We start from the raw sequence: 18,610 nt of genomic DNA, 5'->3' as shown, positions 1-18,610 counted from the left end.
GATGAGTCGATGAGGGCGCGGATGTGCTTCGGTCGCGCGCTGGCGGTGGCGGTGCTCGCCGGTTTGCTGGCGAGCTGTGCCGCCAGCCACGACGGTCGGCCGGCGGTACGTGCGGACGCCGTGCCGCCGACGTCCGCGCCCGTTCGCGCGCCCGTCCGGATCGCCTTCATGCCGGACATCCACTTCCACGGTGTCTACGCGCAGTTCCAGGACGGTTCCTTCCCGGGGGTGCGCAACCCCCGCAACGGCCGCAACGCCACCCTCCGCACCATGCAGGCACAGCTGACGTCCACGCGCCTGTTCAACGAGAACTACTTCGCGTTCATCGCCGCGCTGGACAACGCGGTGGCACGCGGCGTGAAGTACATCGCGCTGCCCGGTGACTTTTCCGACGACGGCCAGCCGGTCCACATGCGCGGACTCGCCCGGCTCATGGACGAGTACTCGGCCAGGCACGGCATCGAGTTCTTCGCTGCTCCGGGCAACCACGATCCGGTCCGTCCGTTCGACCAGGCCGGCGGGAAGGACGACTACCTCGGCTACGATTCCGTCACTGGTGCGATCGGTTTCCCGCAACCCATCTACAGTCGCGACGGCAACGCCGATTGCAGCACCCCGTATGCGGGCGAGTGGGCCAAGGTAGGCGTGAGCTACTGCACGCAGGAAGTGCGGCACATGGGCTACGCGGGCATCACGCAGATGATGGAGCAGCACGGCTTCATGCCGAAGCCGCCGTACCTCTACTACGAGACGCCCTACAGCACCTATAACTACGACGATTACGACTACCCCACGGCGCTGGAACAGGCCGACTGGGTGAACCGCCAGTACGAGATCTGCCACACCTTCTGCAAGACGGTCACCGACACCTCGTACTTGGTGGAACCGGTCGAGGGCGTCTGGCTGGTGGGCCTGGACGCCAACGTTTATGTACCAACCGGCCCCGGCCCCAACGACTTCACCGGCTCGGGCAACCAGGGCTACAACGCGATGCTCCGCCACAAGCCGCACGTGGTCGAGTGGTTGCGCAGTGTCGTGGCTCGCGGCGAGGCCCGGGGCAAGCAGGTGATCGCATTCAGCCACTTCCCGATGGCCGAGTTCTACAACGGTGCATCGGACGATATCGAGGCGCTGCTGGGCGCGGACGCGATGCAACTGGTGCGCCGGCCTGCCGAAGACACGACCCGAGCGCTGGCCGAAACCGGCTTGAAGGTGCACGTCGGTGGCCACATGCATTTCAACGATATGGCCGTACGCAACTACGGTGGCGGAACCGCGCTGTTCAACATCCAGGCGCCATCCCTGGCTGCCTATGTGCCGGCCTACAAACTGATGACGCTCGACGGCACCGACCGGATCGAGGTCGAGACCGTGCAGCTGGATGAGGTGCCGCGCTTCGACGAACTGTTCGACCTTTACCGCGCCGAGCATGCCTACACCAAGCCCGCGCAATGGGACCTCGCCATCCTGGACGCGACGAGCTATGGCGACTTCACCCATCGCTACATGACCGAGCTGGTGCGCCTGCGCCTGTTGAGCGACGACTGGCACTGCGACATGCGTGAACTCGTCAAAAGCCCGCTGACCGGCGCCGACCTGCTCGTGCTGTCGCAACTGCAGACCGAGACCACGCTGAAGGAGCTGGCCAATACCGGCGCGCGCGCAGGGCTTTCGACGGTGTTCTTCGATTGCCTGTCCGACGCGGGCGGCAGCGGCGCAAGCAATCCCGCGTTCGCGGCGGACCTCGCCGCCGCAGAAGCCAAGGCGCGTGCGCTGGCGCAGGCCAACGGCATGCAACTGGAGGACCTAGCCCGGTGGCAGGCAATCGAAATGGTCGGTGACTTCGTGCGTGTGGCCAATGCAGGTGATCTCGCATTCGCCGACATCTCCGCCGAGCGCGCAGCCCACTACCAACTGCTCGCCCGGGCCTTGCAGCAAACCGATGCGACACTGGTGATGCACGGCGAGCGCGTCAGCTCCGCCAATACAATCGGCGACGTGGTGCAGACGCGTTTCAAGCCGTTGATGACGATCCTGCTCAAGCTCGCCGCAGGCGCGCCATCCGAGCATGTCCGGCTGGACCTGGGGAGCAACGAGCTGATCGACCTGTCGGACAAGCCCTCGCCGTTCTGAGGGGCTGGACCACGGTCACGGTCACGGCCACGAGTACACGCCGTGCACCGTGCACGGCCGGTTCTTTGCGTTTTGGGGCGCCACGTCGCACTGCCCGGGCCTTTCGGCACACTGCGCCGGCGGCATCGTTTACGGCATGATCAGCCTTCCGGGGGCGCCGCTCCCACTTCAGTCCGGAGCTCCCATGCGCCGCACCCTCGTCGTATCCGCCCTCACCCTGGCCCTGTGCGTCGCCTGCTCGCCCGGCGCGCCTACGGCTGCCACCACTCCCGAAACCACCTCCGCCCAGGCCGGCGCAGCTACCACGGACGCGCGCCTCAACGAATGGTTCGAGCAGAAGTACGAGGAGCAACTGCAGTTCAGTCCGATCCGGATGGCGTTCCTCGGTCGCAAGGACCGCTACTCGGAACTCGACGACATGTCGCGCGAGGGTGCGGTCAAGCAGCTGGCCTGGCAGGTCGCGGCGGCCGAGGAGATGAAGTCCACTTTCGATTACGACGCGCTGGGTGATGACGCCAAGCTGTCGTGGGACCTGTTCGTGTACCAGACGGAGGCCGCCAAGGCCGCCGACCGCTTCAGCGACCACCACTATCCGTTCGAGCAGATGGGCGGGGCGCAGTCGTTCCTGCCGACGTTCCTGATCAACTTCCACAAAGTGGATGAGGAGTCTGACTACACCGCCTACGTCGCACGCCTGCGCGAGGTACCGCGTGCGTTCGGGCAGTTGATGGACCACGTCAAGCGCTCGGCCGGGCTCGACATCCGCCCGCCGCGCTTCGCCCATGAAGGCGTGATCGAGCAGGCCGGCAAGGTCATCACCGGCGCACCGTTCACTGATGGCGAGGACAGCGCGCTGTGGGCCGACGCGCAGGCCAAGGCCGATGCGCTGGTGAAAGCCGGCAAGATCGACGAGGCGCGCGCGCAGGAACTGAAAGACGCCGCCCGCGCGGCGCTGGTGGAGGCGGTGCAGCCGGCCTTTGCCGATGTCATCGCCTGGTACAAGGCCGACCTGCCGAATGCGCTGGTCAACCCGTCGGGCGTCGGCACCACCCACCCGGACGGCGCCGCGTACTACACCGAGCGCCTGGCGGCGTCGACCACCACCGATCTCACCCCGGACCAGGTCCACCAGATCGGACTGGACGAGGTCGCGCGCATCCGCGGCGAGATGGAGGCGCTGAAGGACAAGGTCGGCTTCGAGGGCGACCTGAAGGCGTTCTTCCACTTCGTCCGGACCGACCCGCAGTTCAAGTACCCCGACACCGACGCCGGCCGCCAGGCCTACATCGACGACGCCACCGCGGCGATCGACACCATCAAGAAGCAGTTGCCCAATTACTTCGGCCTGCTGCCGAAGGCGGACCTGGTGGTCAAGCGGGTCGAGTCGTTCCGCGAGGTCGACGGCGCCGCGCAGCACTACTACCCGAGCACGCCGGATGGCAGCCGCCCGGGCGTGTACTACGCACACCTGTCCGACATGAACGCGATGCCGAAGACCGAGCTGGAGGTCATCGCCTACCACGAGGGCCTGCCGGGCCACCACATGCAGATCGCTATCGCGCAGGAGCTGGAAGGCGTGCCGGAGTTCCGCAAGCAGGCCGGCTTCAGCGCGTACTCGGAAGGCTGGGGCCTGTACTCGGAGTGGCTGGCGCGCGAGATGCCCGGCACCTACACCGACCCGTACTCGGAATACGGCCGGCTCACTTCGGAGATGTGGCGCGCGATCCGGCTGGTGGTCGACACCGGCCTGCACGCCAAGGGCTGGACCCAGGAGCAGGCGGTGGCGTTCTTCGCCGAGAACAGTTCGATCCCGCTGGAGGCGGTCCAGGCCGAAGTGCGCCGCTATATAACCTGGCCGGGCCAGGCGACCAGCTACAAGATCGGCATGATCAAGATCCAGGAGCTGCGCGCGAAGGCCGAGGCCGAGTTGGGTGAGGACTTCGATATCCGCGGCTTCCACGACGCTGTGCTCGGCGGCGGTGCGCTGCCGCTGACGTTGCTGGAGCGCAAGATCGACCAGTGGATTGCAGGCGAGAAGAAGGCCTGACGCTAGCCACATCCGGTTGTTGTCGCAGGGCCTGGGTTCAGTCCCCGGGCCCTGCCACCACCGGCGTCCCGGCGCTTTGGCTTCCTCTCTCGGCGACATCCAGGAAATGGGCAGCGCTGATGGGCAGCTCGACCAATCGATGGGGCACCTGATGAAGCAACTGCTACTGACGCTGTGCCTGACGGGCCTCTTTCCGGCGGCCATGGCGTCCGACCGCGTGGAGCCGGCCAAGATTCCCGAGCAGGACGCGACGGCGGACACCCGGCCGGGCGATTTCCACCAACTGCTCGATGAACTGACCGCGCGTAGCATCAACAGCGACCCGGAACTGCGGAGCCTGCTCGGCATCTCCGGTGACGGCGTCGGCGACCTGTCGGACCGGATGACCGATGTGTCCCTGCCGCGCCGCGCGGTACTGCGCGCTGAGCTGGAGGAAGGCCTGGAGGCGGTCGGTGAGTACGACCGCGAGGCGCTGGTGGGCCAGGAGCGCTGGAGCTACGATCTGGCGAGCTGGTTCTACCGGACCCAGATCGACCTGATGGCATTCGACTGGTCGCCGGCGTGGCTGCCGGTCGGCGGATCGGTGTATGCGGTCGACCAGTTGTTCAGCATCCCGGTGTCGATCCCGCAGTTCATGGAAAACCATCATCGGGTGGCCGACGCGGGTGACGCGGAGAACTACATCGCCCGGCTGAAGGGCATCGCGGAGAAGCTCGACCAGGTCATCGCCAACTTCAATCTGCAGGCCGAATACGGCGTCGTGCCGCCGGAAGTCGCGCTGGAAGGCACCGCCGCCCAGATCCGAGCGCTGCTGGCGCCCGAGCCCGCCGCAAGCCTGTTCGTCGACGCATTGCGACGGAAGCTGGAACAGGCGCCGGGCATCGATCCCGACCGACGCCAGGCACTGCTGTCGGAGGCGGAAGAGGCGGTGCGCGCACATACCAACCCGGCCTATGCGCGGCTGCTCGCGCGCCTGGACGAAGCGTTGGCAAAGAACCCCGGCAACCGCGGCGTATGGGCGCTGCCCGATGGCAAAGCGTTCTACGACGCAGCGCTGCGCTGGAACACCAGCACCACGCTCGACGCCGATAACATCCACCAGATCGGCCTCGACGAGGTGGCGCGGATCGAACAGCGCATGGATGCGTTGCTCGACGCGCAAGGCCTGAGCGAAGGATCGGTTGGGGAACGCGTGGTGACGCTGGCAAAGGATCCGCGCTTCGCCTACGAGGATTCCGATGCCGGCCGGGCGGAAGTGATCGCCGACATCGAAGCTGCCCTCGACCGCCTGCAGCCGCACATCCCGCAGTACTTCAGCCGGCTGCCCGAGCAACCGTTGCAGGTCAGCCCGGTGCCGGCGCACGCGCAGGCCACCTCGCCTGGCGGCTACTACTACCCGCCGGCGATGGACGGCTCGCGGCCGGGCACGTTCTTCATCAATCTCGGCGACATGGCATCCAACACCCGCTGGAGCCTGCCGACGCTGGCGTACCACGAAGGCTCGCCGGGCCATCACTTCCAGATATCGCTGGGCCAGACGCTGACCGACCTGCCGCTGTTGCGGCGCAGCCTCAACCCGAGCGCCTTCACCGAAGGCTGGGCGCTGTATGCGGAGCAGTTGGCCGCCGAAATGGGGCTGTATGAGGACGATCCGCTGGGCGACCTCGGCCGTCTGCAGGCGGAGATGTTCCGCTCGGTCCGGCTGGTGGTCGACACCGGCCTGCACCGCAAGCGCTGGACGCCGGAACGGGCGATCGCCTACATGATCGAGAAGACCGGGATGAACCCCGACGACGTGCGCACCGAGATCCACCGTTACCTGGTGCAGCCGGGGCAGGCGTGCTCGTACAAGATCGGCCACATCAAGATGCTGGAGTTGCGCGAGGACGCGAAGGCGCGGCTTGGCGACCGCTTCGACATGCGCGCGTTCCACGATCTGGTGCTGGGCAACGGCGCGCTGCCGCTGATGGTGCTGGAGCAGGTGGTGGATGAGTGGGTGGCGTCGGTGGAGACGACTGCGGCGCCGCTCGACGTAAGCCGGGCTGATGCCGGGTTGACTGCGCCGTAGGCTGCGCGGGAAGGTCGAGGTCGAACTGGCGATGCTCGCCGCTTTCGGCCGTATCGGGCACCATGCCGAACGAGGCATAACCGGAACTGCGATGGACCACTGGATCGTCATCTACGCGATCGGCGCCGCACAAGCGGTGCTGCTCGCGCTTGCGTTGTCGCGGCGGCGGCCCAATCAGGCCGCGAACCGGGTGCTGGCGGCGTGGGTGGCGATCATCGGCGTGGACCTGGCGATCAAGGCGATGTTCCTGGCCGAGCCGACGGTGTGGTTGTTCAAGCCGGCCCGGTTTGTCGCGTTGTTTCCGTTCCTGTACGCCAGCCTGTTTTATTTGTACGTGCGGGTGTTGACGACCGGGCGCGCGCCACGTTGGCGCGACGTGGGGCATTTCGCCGTCTTCGCCTTCGTACTGGTTTGGGCGGGTGGGTTGTTCCTGCTGGGTGCCGAGGAAACGGCGGCGGTGTTCGATCGCTTCCAGAACGGCAACGGGTCGTGGTTGCCCGCGTGGTTCGATCCACTGCTTTTCGCATACGCGTTCGCCTACATCGTCGCCGCGTTGGTGCGGGCGCAGCGCTACCACCGGCAGCTCCGCGAGCATCGTTCCGATGCCGACCGTCAGCCGCTGCGCTGGATCACGATAATGGCGCTGTGCCAGTTGGTGATCTGGGGCATTGCAGCGGTCCAGTCAGCGGTGCGCATCCCCGTGGTCGATTACTACCTGATCTACGGTGCGGTCGCGGCGTGGGTGTGCGTGGTCGGCTACTTCAGTCTCGGACAACCGCCCGTGGTGGAGCTGTCAGCTGCATTGTCGGCCACGCCCATCGGTGATGGCCCGGCCAAGGAGGACGACCCGCGCTTCGACGAGGTCGAGTCACGGCTGTCGCGACTGATGCGCGAGGAGCGGCTGTACCGGGAACCGGCGCTGACCATCGGCCAGCTCGCCAAGCGCAGTGGCTATCCGGAGTACCTGGTCTCGGCGGTCATCAACCGGCGCCTCGGCGGCAACTTCTGGGAGTACATCAACCGCCAGCGCATCGACGCGGCCAGCACCTGTCTGGCCGATCCCGAGGACGCACGCACCATCCTCGATATCGCCTACGCGTGCGGGTTCACGTCCAAGTCCACCTTCAACGCGGCGTTCAAGCGTCAACGGGGTGAGACGCCAAGCGGCTATAGGCGCGGACATGCCGGGTGATCGCCGGCCACCGCAGGATCAGCTCGCATATCGCCAGATTGATGAGCCACGACAACCACGCGGCGGCGATGTAGACGGGAATGAATGGCCATTGCAGGATCACGCCGGTCGCCAGCATCAAGCGCAGGGTGATGGCCGCAGTCGTCAGCGCCGCGCTGCGGAACATCCAGCGCCGGTGCGCGGCGGTGTTGCCGGCGATCGCGTGACGGATCCCGATGGCAGTGACCACCGGCCATAGCAGCGACAGCGAAGTGAACGCCAAGGTACTGGCGAGGCCACCTTGTGCGTGCTGCGCCAACAGGAACCCCGAGACGGTACCGATCCCCACCACCGCGACGTAGAGCCAGCCGCCCAGTCGGTGCAGCCGCGGCAGGCGACGACGAACCCACGTGCTGAGTTGCAGCGGTACCAGCAGCAACGCCAACCCGGCCGCGAAGAAATGCGCCGGCACGTCCCAGCCGGAGATCGCGAACTGGGCCGCAAATGGATTGTCCGGGCTGAACTCGCCATACAGGAACGCAAACGCGTAGCCCGCCACCCCCACGCAAGCCAGGGTGAACACCCCGCGGATCGACCATCCGGCCAATTTCCCCAGCCAATCAAACATCTCTTGCTCCCGGATCGATGAACCGGGGAAAGAGTGACTGGCTTGGCGTGGAAGGTCGTCTCAGACGGCGTAACCGGACCCGGCCGGGGTGCGAAACCGGGGAGTCGTACGGCTTGGTCCCCGGTGTGACTACTGGTCCGCGGCCGGATACGCCCGTGGCAGGCCGCCGTTCTCGCGCGGCACCCGTGGGTCGTAGGTAGCGGTCGCGCAGTTCGGTCTGGCGGCTGCTGGATGCCGAGTTGGATCGATCGCGAATGGCCTTGCTCCGCGATTGTTTCCATAGCCGCGGGTTATACCGCTGGGCCGCATTGCTGCACGACAAAGCGAAACGCCACTGCCACCCTGCGGTCATCGACAGGTGCTTTGCTGGCAGGTTTTGCATGCCGACTGGCCACCGACATTCATTTCGAGGGAGGGCTCGCATGGTCCGCAATTTCAGGAAAACGATACTGTTCTGCGCTGTCATCGGTTGCTTGCACGCCACCGCATCCGCGCAGGAAATCGCCACGCAGCCCGCGCCGGAGCAGCCCGTAACGGAGCAGCCTGTACCGGCACAGCCCGCAACGACGGCAGAACAGGCTCCCGCCACCGCTACAGCCACGGATCTCGACAAGGTCGTGGTGGTGGGCAGCCGCCTGGCCGGAAACAGCGAGACCGGCATGGCCCCGGTGATCATCCTGGGTGAAGACGACATCGCCGACACCGGGGCGGTGTCCGGCGAAGAACTCCTGCAGACCCTGCCGCAGGTCGGCGACCTGATGTTCGACAACACCGACACCGCGGCCAACATCAACGCTGCACGCGGCGACGTCGGCTCGATCAACCTGCGCAACATCGGCACCGGCAACACGCTGCTGCTGGTCAACGGGCGTCGCGTCGTGCCGCATCCAGGTACGCAGACCGAGAACTTCGTCCCGCGCCAGACCGGGAACATCAACGCCATTCCGCTGTATGGCGTCCGTCGCCTGGAAACCCTGCTCGGCGGCGCCTCGGCCATCTACGGCTCCGACGCGGTGGCCGGCGTGATGAACGTGGTGATGGACACGACCTACCAGGGATTCAAGGTGCAGAGCCAGTTCGGCGGCTCCGAAGGCACCGATTTCCGCGAGGGCAACATCAACTTCAAGGCCGGCAAATGGCTCAACGACGGCCGCACCCGGGTGACCTTGCTTGGTGGTTACACGGACAGATCCAACCTGGCTTCGTCCGAGCGCTGGTACAGCGCCGACATGGACAAGCGCTCGCGGCTGGAAGGCACGCCGTTCGAAGGCTATACCGCGTTCGATGACCGCCTTTCCGCCACGTCTTGGGGCGCGTTCCAGACACGCGACAAGGATGCGGTCAGGCAGAACGGGGAACTGGTCACCAGCGCCTCCGGCTACTTCCATATCGAGCCGGTATCGGACGAGTGCGTGGGGTCCATCGATGCGAACGCGTGCATCGAGACCGGTTCGACGGTGCCGCGCGACCTGCGTTTCAACGCCGCCTCGCAGCGCAACCTGATCGGAGGCGTCGAGCGCAAGAACGTGTTCGGTACCATCGAGCAGGACATCAACGACAACTTCGTCGCCTTCGGCGAATTGAGCTACTACAACTCTCGCTACGAGGGCATGCGCGAGCAGGCCTCGTCGGTGGGTTCGGCGCCGATCGTGGTGTCCAAAAACAACTACTACAACCCGTTCGGCGCGATGTACCTGCCCGACGGCTCACTCAATCCGAACCGTCTGGCGGGCATCGACGCGCCGGAAGAGGGGCTGGACGTGAGGATGGTCAGTTATCGCGCGACCGATACCGAGCGTCCCTACACGGTGGATGACAATGCGTACCGGGCCGTGGCCGGTATCCGCGGCATGGTGGGCGCGTTCGAGTGGGAAAGCGCGGTGCTGTACTCGGCCGCCAAGACCCGCGACGAGCAGCACGGCTCGATCAGCAATACGTTGTTCACCGAAGCGCTGGGACGCAGCGATCCAGGCGCCTACAACCCGTTCAATGGCGGCGATCCGCTGGACTGGTCAGGGCGGGACGGCACGCCGAACGACCCGGCCACGATCGCCTCGTTCACGGTCCCGGTCATCCGCAAGAGCCGCAGCACGTTGTTCCAGGTGGATTCGCGTCTCCTGCGCGACGATCTGTTCTCCCTTCCGGGCGGCAACGTTGGCTTGGCGACGGGCGTCGAATGGCGCCGCGAAACGCTCACCGACGACCGCGACGCGCACCACGACGGCACGATCACCTATACCGACCCCATGACCGGCGCGATCACCAGCGACATCCTGGGTGCGAGCCCTTCACCGGACAACGAAGGCGAACGTTCGGTCAGCTCGCTCTACGCCGAGCTGGCGGTGCCGCTGGTCTCGCCGCAGATGGAGGTGCCGCTGGTGCGCTACCTGGACCTGCAGCTGGCCGGTCGCTATGAGCATTACTCGGACTTCGGCAGCGTCGCCAAGCCGAAGGTCGCCCTGGCCTGGGGACTGTCCGATGACCTGATGATGCGTGCCAGCTGGTCGCAGAGCTTCCTGGCGCCGAACATCATGCTGACCAACTCGAACGACCTGACGCTCAGCAACTCACGGACCGACTACTACGTTTGCGAAGCCAACATCCGCAACGGCGACATCGACAGCATCAACCAATGTGGCGAAAGCTACAGCACGGTCGAGCAGCGCAGCGGCAACAAGGACCTGGAGCCGGAAACCGCCGATACCTGGTCGGTCGGTTTCGTGTTCCAGCCGAAATTCCTGCCCGAGAGTGCCGGCAAGCTGACCCTTACCGCGGACTACTGGTCGATCGAGCAGGAGGACGTGATCGGCATCCTCGGCGGACGGACCCAGTTGGCGTTGGATTACCTGATGCGCATGCAGGACTCCTACAACCCGGCGGTGATCCGCAACGACCCGGATGACGACCGCCTGGAGCAGTTCGAAGGCACCGGTCTGGAAGCGGTGGGCACGGTCGCACGGATCGACGACGTCTACATCAACCGCCTGCCGCGTACCACGCGTGGCCTCGACTTCTCGGCCAACTGGCGCCTGAAGACCGACAACGCCGGCACCTTCAATGTCCAGCTCAACGCGGCCCGGTTGATCGAGCTGACCCAGGAGCTGACCGCGGACGAGCGGCTGATTCTGGCGGCGCAGGAGCAGGGCATCATCGACGATGGTTTCAACATCAGCGAAGCCGGCAACATGGTGGGCCTGAATGGCACTCCGGAATGGCGCGCGTCGCTGAGCACGTCGTGGCGGTATGGCGACTGGAAGCTGGGCACGTTCACCCGCTACGTGGGCAAGTTCGAATCCACCAGCGCGTCGCTCGACGACGGGAGCCTGTTCCAGGTCCCGAGCTGGAGCCGGACCAACCTCTTCGTGGAACGCAGTTTTGGCGAGGTCGACAACTTCCTCAACAATTCGTCGATCCGTTTCACCGTGCGTGACGTCAGCAACAACGAGCCGCCGCTGTCACCCACGACATCCGGCTTCTACACCCAGGCGCACAGCGCTCGTGGCCGCGGCTACTACATGACCCTGACCAAGGAATTCGAATAGAACCGGAATAGGAGAGACCAGTGACTGCTTGCACGATGATGCACCGGGCGCGCATCGGATGCGCGCTCTTTCTGGCCCTGCTGGTTGCGCCCGGCGGCCTGCCGTCGGCAACCGCGCAAGCGCGGCAACTGCTTAATTACGAGGCGATCCACAAGCCGGTGCATGCCGATCGCGGCATGGTGGCCAGCCAGAACGAAGTCGCCAGCGCGATCGGCGCCCAGGTCCTGCGCGATGGTGGCAACGCAGTGGATGCCGCGGTGGCCACCGCGTTCGCGATGGCGGTGGTGTTGCCGCGCGCCGGCAATATCGGCGGCGACGGTTTTATGCTGGTGTATCTGGCCAAAGAGAAGCGCACGGTCGCGATCGATTACCGCTCGATGGCACCAGCCGCGGCGACGCTGGAGCGCTATCTCGATGACGACGGAAAGGTCGCCGGCGACAGCGCCGGCTACCGGGCCGCCGGCGTACCCGGCACCGTCGCCGGTTTGGAACTCGCGCATCGGAAATATGGCCATCTGCCGTGGTCGTCGCTGCTGCAACCCGCGATACACCTAGCCGCCGAAGGACTCGTGCTGACGCGCGACGAAGCTTTCGCACTGGACTGGGGCAAGGAACGGCTGGCGCGCAGCGCGGCGGGTGCCAAGATATTCCTGCATGGCGACGGCAGCGCAATGGGTGCCGGCGAGCGGCTGGTGCAGCGGGATCTGGCATGGTCGCTGCGGCAGATCGCCGAGCACGGCGCGGACGCGTTCTATCGCGGCGAGATCGCCGAACGTCTGGCCGCCGGCATGGAAGAACACGGCGGCCTGATCACCCGCGCCGACCTCGCCGCCTATCGCGCCATCGAACGCGATGCGCTGCTGGGCAGCTATCGCGGCCATGGCATCGCCACCATGCCGCCGGTCAGCGGTGGCGGCGCCAGCGTCATCGAGATGCTCAACATCCTCGAAACGAAGGATCTGGCCGCCTTCGGCGCTGGATCCGCCGACGCGCTGCACTACATGGCCGAGGCGATCAAGCTGGCCTGGAGCGACCGCAGCCGGTTCGCCGGGGATCCGGGGTTCTCGGACATCCCGGCACGCGGCCTGACATCAAAGGCGTACGCCGCCACGCGCGCGGAACTGATCTCACCGACGAAAACGCTGCCGGCGCCGGAACTCGCTGCCGGCGACCCGTGGCAATACGAGAGCACTGAAACCACGCAGATCTCGGTGATCGACGCCGACGGCAACGCGGTCAGCAACACCTACACGCTGGGTTCGGACTTCGGCGCCGGGGTGATGATCGAAGGCACCGGCTTTCTGCTCGGCAACCTGATCGGCAACTTCCCGATCACGGCGCAGGCGAGGGCGGGCAAGGACGCGAAGAAGATCATGTCCAACCTGCTGGGCCCGGGCCGGCGTCCGGTGTCGAGCATGTCGCCGACGATGCTGTTCCGCGACGGGAAACTGTGGATGGTGACCGGCAGCCCGGGCGGCAACACGATCCCCGGCACGGTGATGCAGACCATCGTCGACGTGGTCGACTTCGACATGAATATCGCCGAAGCCACCAGCATGCCGCGCATCCATCAGGAAATGCGCAGCGGCGACCTGCGGGTCGAGCGCGGCTTCAGCCCGGACACTCTGCGGCTGCTGGAGGCGCGTGGCCACGAGGTAACGCAGGACGAAACCATCGGCAGTACCCAGACCCTGCTCAAGAACGAGGACGGCGTTGAAGGCGCCGCCGATCCGCGCCGCCCGGGAGCCGCCGCCGTCGCGCAGTGACGGGGTACACGTCCGGGGCGCTGATAGACGTCACCTGACCGGCCCCGGTGCGAAACCGGGGGCGTGCGACTTGGTCTCCGGTGGACTACTGGTCCGCCGCCGGATACGCCCGCGGCAGGCCGCCGTTCTCGCGCGGCACCTGGGGCCGCAGGTAACGGTCACGCAGCTCGGTCTGGCGGCTACGCATCTCGATCGGCTTGCCATCCAGCCACACCTGCAGTGCGACCGCGCTGACCTCCAACGGGTCACCGCTCCACAGCACCAGGTCGGCGCGCTTGCCGACGGCGATGCTGCCGAGCTTGTCGGCGACGCCGAACGCCTTCGCCGGCACCGAGGTCAGCCCGGCCAGGCCGTCTTCCCATGGCAGCCCATTGGCGACTGCGTTGCCGGCGAGCTGGCGGATCTTGCGCGCGTTGTGGCTGGCATCGCCGCCCTGGCTGAAGCCGACTGCGACGCCGGCGGCATCCAGCCGCGCCGCGTTTTCCATGCTGGCGCCGAGCTGGTCGAAGCTGGCCGGCAGGTTGGTCAGTGGGTCGACGAATACCGGCACCTTGGCCGCTGCCAGTTGCGGGGCGAGCTTCCAGGCCTCGGCGCCGCCAGCGATTGCGATGTTGACGCCGTGGCGGTCGGACCAGCGCAGCAGCTGGCGGATGTCGGCGGCGCGGTCGACATCGGCCACGACGCGGCCACCGCCATCAAGGTATTTCTTCAGCGTCGCGCGTCCGGCTGGGGTCAGCAGGGAGGTGTTGGCGTCGGGGGCGATCTGGCCGCGCGCCTCGCTGATCAACTGGTCCAGGATCATCCATTGAGCGGCGCGCGAGCGGCCGCTGAGGCCGGCGGCGTCGCTGCCGAGGTCGACGAACAACACGTTCGGGCCGGCCGGGTCGACGCTGCCGTCGAGCCGCATCACTGCGCCCTGGCCACCGATGATCGAGCCGCCTTCATCACTGCCGGCGCTGATCAGGGTCCAGCCGATGCCCTCGATCCGGCTGACCGGGATCAGTATCGAGGCCGGGTTGAAGGCCAGGGTCACGTCGAACTCGGGGCGCACCGTCATCTGGTGGGTGTCGGCGCCGAGCGCGAGGGTGTTGTCGACGGTTGAACGCTCGCCGGAGACTTCCTCGATGCCGATGCCGGTGATGCCGCCGAACAGGGTCGGGGTCAGGCGCCGTTCCTGGGCGTCGACGACCTGGGCGCCGGCCGGGGCGGCCAGTGCGGCGCCGATCGCACGGATGGTGCCATCGCTGACCAGCACATCGGTATTGGTCAGCGTCGCGGGGGTGCCGCCGGTATGCACGGTGGCATTGCGGATCAGCAGATCCTGCGCGCTGGCGCCCAGCGCGACGAACGACAGCGTCGCCAATGCAAGCAATGACAGGGAGGCGCGAACAACCTGCCCCTTGCCGTCGCGGCTCACAGCACACCTCCGGCGCGGATCCGGTCGCCGGTCGACTGGCCCAGCATGAAGTCGGAGGTCGGTTGCCGTGACGGGTCATCGCGGTCGTACACGCGCGCGCCGTCGACATAGACCTGCTCGGCCTGCGCGTAGACGCTGAACGGGGTGCCGTTCCAGATCACCACGTCGGCCATCTTGCCGGTCTCCAGGGTGCCGGTCTGGTCGGCGATGCCCATCGACTTGGCCGGGTTGGCGGTCAGCCACTGGATCGCGTGCTCGGGAGTGATCTCCATGCCGGCCAGCTTCGCGTGTGCCATGACCTTGGCTGCCTCCTGGTTGAGCCGCTGGATGCCTTCCTCAGAATCGCTGTGCACGATCGCGCAGCTGCCGGCCGGGCGATCGACGATGGCGATGTTCTCCTGGATACCGTCGAAGGCTTCCATCTTGAAGCCCCACCAGTCGGCCCACAGCGCGGCACAGGTGCCTTCTTCGGCCAGCCGGTCGGCCAGCTTGTAGGCCTCCACGCCATGGTGGAACGCGGCGATCTTGAAGTCGAACTCGTCGGCCAGGTCCAGCATCGTCGCCATCTCGTCGGCGCGGTAGCAGTGGATGTGGACCAGGATGTCGCCGTTGATCGCGCCGGCCAGCGTCTCCAGCTTCAGGTCGCGCTTTCCGCCGTTGCCGTTCTCTTTGCTGTTGTCGGTGTCGGACTGCCACCAGCTGCGCTTCTTCGTTGATTCATCGGACTTGCCGTTCTTCTTGAGGTACTCGGCCGCCTCGATGAACGCCGCGCGGTAGCCGGCGACGTTGCCCATCCGGGTTGACGGGCCGCCCTTGTCGCCATACACGCGCTTGGGGTTCTCGCCGCAGGCCATCTTCAGGCCCCAGGGCGCGCCGGGGAACTTCATTGCCTGGTAGCTCACCGCCGGCACGTTCTTCAGGGTCACGCCACGGCCGCCGACCAGATTGGCCGAGCCGGGCAGAATCTGCAGCGAGGTGACGCCGCCGGCGCGGGCCGCGTTGAAGCCCGGGTCTTGCGGCCACACCGAATGCTCGGCCCAGACGGCGGCGGTCACCGGCGCGGTGGCCTCGTTGCCGTCGCTGTGGGCGCGCGCGCCGGGACTGGGATAGACGCCCAGGTGCGAGTGCACGTCGATGATGCCCGGAGTCACCCACTTGCCGTTGCCATCCACCACGGTGGCGCCGGCCGGCGCGGCCAGGCCGGTGCCGACTTCGACGATGCGGCCATCGGCCATCAGTACATCGGCGTTGTCCAGGCGCGCACCGGTACCGGTGAGCACGGTCGCGCCGCGGACCAGCACCGGTGGCGCGGCAATTCGTTCATAAGTACTGGGGTAGGGGTCATTGGCGAACGACGATGAGCGGTCGCCGCTGTCGGCGTGGGCACCGCCGGCGAGCGCAAGCCCGAGGGCGACCGCTAGCGCGGCAACAGGTAAACGAAGCATTTTGAACTCCCCGGGGTTGAGTGCCTGCGCTGGCGATGACGTTGCGACAGTCTGCCTGCACCCTAGCGGTGGTCCGTGGCGGTGCCAACCCTGACGATGGTCATGGATACCGCGACCATCGCAACGTCTGCGACGTGTGCGCGGCACACTGTCGGCTACGGGAGGACTGCGTCATGGAACAAGCGATCTATCTGCTGCTGGGTGCCGTGTTGACCTGGGCGTTTTATTTCGTCCGGCGCAAGGTCGAGCGGCGCACCACGGTTGACGCGATCGAACGCAACCAGAAGCTGTTGACCCTCAAGCAGGGCCTGGAGGGAGCCAACACCAGCCTGGAGGAACTGCGACGGTTCGAGGGCCAGCTGATCGGCAAGGCCGAGGCCGCGGTTCGCATGGCCGACCGCTACGTCAGCCAGGTCGAGCTGGTCGTGCGGGAATGTGATGAGCAGTCGTTGGACGAAGTGGCGATGAACCTGCGGGCGATCCGCTCGTTCCAGCAGGTCGACGGCCACCTCGACCGGTTGGTCGTGCGCCTGCGTGCCGAGCTGGAGGGCGACGGCCTGGCCGCCTTCGAGGCGGTACATCTGGGCTGGCTGGGGTATCGCGAGCGCTATGCGCGTTTTATTGCCGAGACCTATTCAGGCGGCTCGATCCAGCCCCTGATCCATGCCGTCACCCTGGAGAGCATCACCGTCGCATGGATCACCGAGCTGGAGACCCAACTGGGCGACGGAGATCTCGACGAGGACGTGTCGGACTGACGCCGCGCCCGGGCGTTGCAGCGACAAACACTGCAGCGACAATAACGGGCTCCCTGATAATGTCGGTTTCCGATCAGGTGATGAGGGCAGGCAATGGATACCACGGCGCAAGAAATCGTCGAGTTCTGGCGTGATGCGGGACCGGAACTGTGGTTCAGGGGCGGTGCCAGGTTCGATGCCAGCTGCCGCGAACGCCTGCTGGATGCGCACATGGCAGCGTCGCGGGGCGAACTGGAAAGCTGGGGCGAGTCGGCCGACAGCGCCCTGGCTCTGGTACTGCTGCTGGACCAGATCCCCCGCAACGTTTTCCGCGGCAGCGCGCACGTTTATGCGACCGACCCGATGGCGCGCGCGGTCGCCGAGCGTGCCATCGGCCGCGGCTTCGATGCGCAAGTGGATGCATCGCTACGGACGTTCTTCTACCTGCCGTTCGTGCATTCCGAGGCGATGCTCGACCAGCAGCGGGCGCTTGAGCTGTACCAGTCGATCGACCAGCCCGATGCCGACAAGTGGGCCGTGCACCACCATGGCGTCGTCGAGCGCTTTGGCCACTTCCCGCATCGCAACCATCTGCTGGGCCGGGCAACCACGCCGACCGAGCAAGCATGGCTGGATGAGGGCGGGTTCAGTGGCTGACCAGCCGCGCCCCGGGCATGACGCGCATGTCCGGGGTTGGTGAGCCGATCAGTACGTCGGCACGCTGGAGTCGACTTGCTCGCTCCACGCGGCGATGCCACCTTCGACGTTGGACAGGCGGGTAAAGCCCAAGCTGCGGAAGCGTTCGGCGGCTTGTGCACTGCGACCGCCGGAGTGGCACAGGAACGCGATCGCTGTGTCCTTGGGTAATGCTTCCAATTCAGTCCTGGCGTCCCCGTCAAGGGTCTTGAACGGTACCTTGATGGACGCTTTCCCGCGCTCATCGGCAGGGCGCACGTCGACCACCATCAGCTCACCGGCTGCCACCTTGGCCGCCGCGTCGCTGGCACTGATCGAGTTGACCTTCGGCGGTGCGTTCGGGTTTTCGATCACCAGCCCGCGGCCGCGCACGTCATCGGCCCAGTCAATCGTCAACCCGTGCGCGCGCTGGGCGCTGGCCAGGTCGAACTGCACCCGCAGGCCTTCGGTTTCGCTGGTGATCGCGGCGGCGTCCACCGGTGCCAGCTGGAGCTTGGCGTTGAAGCGGGTATCGATCTCGACCTGCAGCGCATAGCCGTCACCGGCGTTCGCCACGGCCTCGCCCAGCATTTTTGCCGCCGCCGGGGTGATGGTGATCGGTGGCGGGGTGCGGTCGGGCGCTGGCACGCCCAGCGCGGTGTACAGCTCCCCGGAGTTGGCAATCTGCTCGATGATGTCGCTACCGCCAATCAACTCGCCGCCGATGTACAGCTGCGGGATCGTCGGCCACTCGCCGTACTGCTTGATGCCTTCGCGGATATCCGGGTCCGACAGCACATCGACATGCTGGTAAGCAACGCCGGTGGCCCCCAATGCGCCGACCGCCTTGGCCGAGAAGCCGCACTGTGGCGCGTTCGGCTCACCTTTCATGAACAGGACGACGTTATTGGTGGAGAGCAATTGTTCGATGCGCGAACGCAGGGCGGGGTCGAGGGACATGGCAGGCTTCCGTAATGCGGG

Annotated in this window: 12 protein-coding genes; 8 read left to right on the top strand and 4 right to left on the bottom strand. The window is 66.4% G+C overall.

Features of this window, described 5'->3' with window-relative positions; genetic code table 11:
* The first annotated feature begins 9 nt into the window (after positions 1 to 9).
* The 4 genes from ACW7G0_RS13010 (at position 10) to ACW7G0_RS12995 (ending at position 7,440) form a co-directional block, all read left to right on the top strand.
* Positions 10 to 2,133, top strand: coding sequence for a metallophosphoesterase (locus ACW7G0_RS13010; RefSeq protein WP_456990234.1), 2,124 nt, complete (start codon positions 10 to 12; stop codon positions 2,131 to 2,133).
* Positions 2,134 to 2,317: 184 nt separating this feature from the next.
* Positions 2,318 to 4,180 (top strand): DUF885 domain-containing protein, encoded by a 1,863-nt coding sequence (locus tag ACW7G0_RS13005; protein WP_456990232.1) that lies wholly within the window; start codon positions 2,318 to 2,320, stop codon positions 4,178 to 4,180.
* A gap of 106 nt (positions 4,181 to 4,286) precedes the next feature.
* Complete coding sequence (locus tag ACW7G0_RS13000) at positions 4,287 to 6,248, top strand: DUF885 domain-containing protein (RefSeq protein WP_456990230.1); 1,962 nt, start codon at positions 4,287 to 4,289, stop codon at positions 6,246 to 6,248.
* Positions 6,249 to 6,339: 91 nt separating this feature from the next.
* Positions 6,340 to 7,440: a helix-turn-helix domain-containing protein gene (locus ACW7G0_RS12995; protein ID WP_456990228.1), complete on the top strand. Its 1,101-nt coding sequence runs from the start codon at positions 6,340 to 6,342 to the stop codon at positions 7,438 to 7,440.
* Here ACW7G0_RS12995 and ACW7G0_RS12990 read toward each other — a convergent pair.
* Entirely contained in the window at positions 7,385 to 8,047 is a 663-nt protein-coding gene (locus ACW7G0_RS12990; protein WP_456990226.1) for a DUF2306 domain-containing protein, read from the bottom strand. The genes ACW7G0_RS12995 and ACW7G0_RS12990 overlap by 56 nt on opposite strands.
* Positions 8,048 to 8,520: 473 nt before the next feature.
* On the opposite strand from ACW7G0_RS12990, the gene ACW7G0_RS12985 reads away from it, so the two are divergent.
* Together ACW7G0_RS12985 and ggt are read left to right on the top strand one after the other, a co-directional pair.
* Complete coding sequence (locus tag ACW7G0_RS12985; RefSeq protein ID WP_456990224.1) at positions 8,521 to 11,589, top strand: TonB-dependent receptor plug domain-containing protein; 3,069 nt, start codon at positions 8,521 to 8,523, stop codon at positions 11,587 to 11,589.
* Positions 11,590 to 11,609: 20 nt separating this feature from the next.
* Positions 11,610 to 13,355, top strand: a complete 1,746-nt coding sequence (gene ggt / locus ACW7G0_RS12980) for a gamma-glutamyltransferase (RefSeq protein ID WP_456990222.1) — start codon at positions 11,610 to 11,612, stop codon at positions 13,353 to 13,355.
* A gap of 85 nt (positions 13,356 to 13,440) precedes the next feature.
* Here ggt and ACW7G0_RS12975 read toward each other — a convergent pair whose 3' ends face one another.
* On the bottom strand, positions 13,441 to 14,733 hold the full coding sequence (locus tag ACW7G0_RS12975) for an amidohydrolase family protein (protein ID WP_456990333.1): 1,293 nt from the start codon (positions 14,731 to 14,733) through the stop codon (positions 13,441 to 13,443).
* Between the two features lie 35 nt (positions 14,734 to 14,768).
* The gene (locus tag ACW7G0_RS12970) at positions 14,769 to 16,217 is read right to left on the bottom strand and encodes an amidohydrolase (protein ID WP_456990221.1); all 1,449 of its coding nucleotides are present in this window, start codon (positions 16,215 to 16,217) and stop codon (positions 14,769 to 14,771) included.
* A 173-nt stretch (positions 16,218 to 16,390) separates the two neighbouring features.
* Between ACW7G0_RS12970 and ACW7G0_RS12965 the strand changes: the two genes are divergently transcribed.
* Both ACW7G0_RS12965 and ACW7G0_RS12960 read left to right on the top strand, forming a co-directional pair.
* Positions 16,391 to 16,975: a lysozyme inhibitor LprI family protein gene (locus ACW7G0_RS12965; protein WP_456990219.1), complete on the top strand. Its 585-nt coding sequence runs from the start codon at positions 16,391 to 16,393 to the stop codon at positions 16,973 to 16,975.
* Between the two features lie 93 nt (positions 16,976 to 17,068).
* Positions 17,069 to 17,611, top strand: a complete 543-nt coding sequence (locus ACW7G0_RS12960; protein WP_456963131.1) for a DUF924 family protein — start codon at positions 17,069 to 17,071, stop codon at positions 17,609 to 17,611.
* Between the two features lie 48 nt (positions 17,612 to 17,659).
* Here the strand turns inward: ACW7G0_RS12960 and grxD are convergent, their stop codons facing one another.
* Complete coding sequence (grxD, locus tag ACW7G0_RS12955; protein ID WP_456990217.1) at positions 17,660 to 18,589, bottom strand: Grx4 family monothiol glutaredoxin; 930 nt, start codon at positions 18,587 to 18,589, stop codon at positions 17,660 to 17,662.
* Between the last annotated feature and the right edge of the window lie 21 nt (positions 18,590 to 18,610).

Source organism: Lysobacter sp. A286, assembly GCF_054052105.1.
Note: the sequence above shows the minus strand (reverse complement) of the source record. Positions and strands in the feature narration are given on the sequence as shown.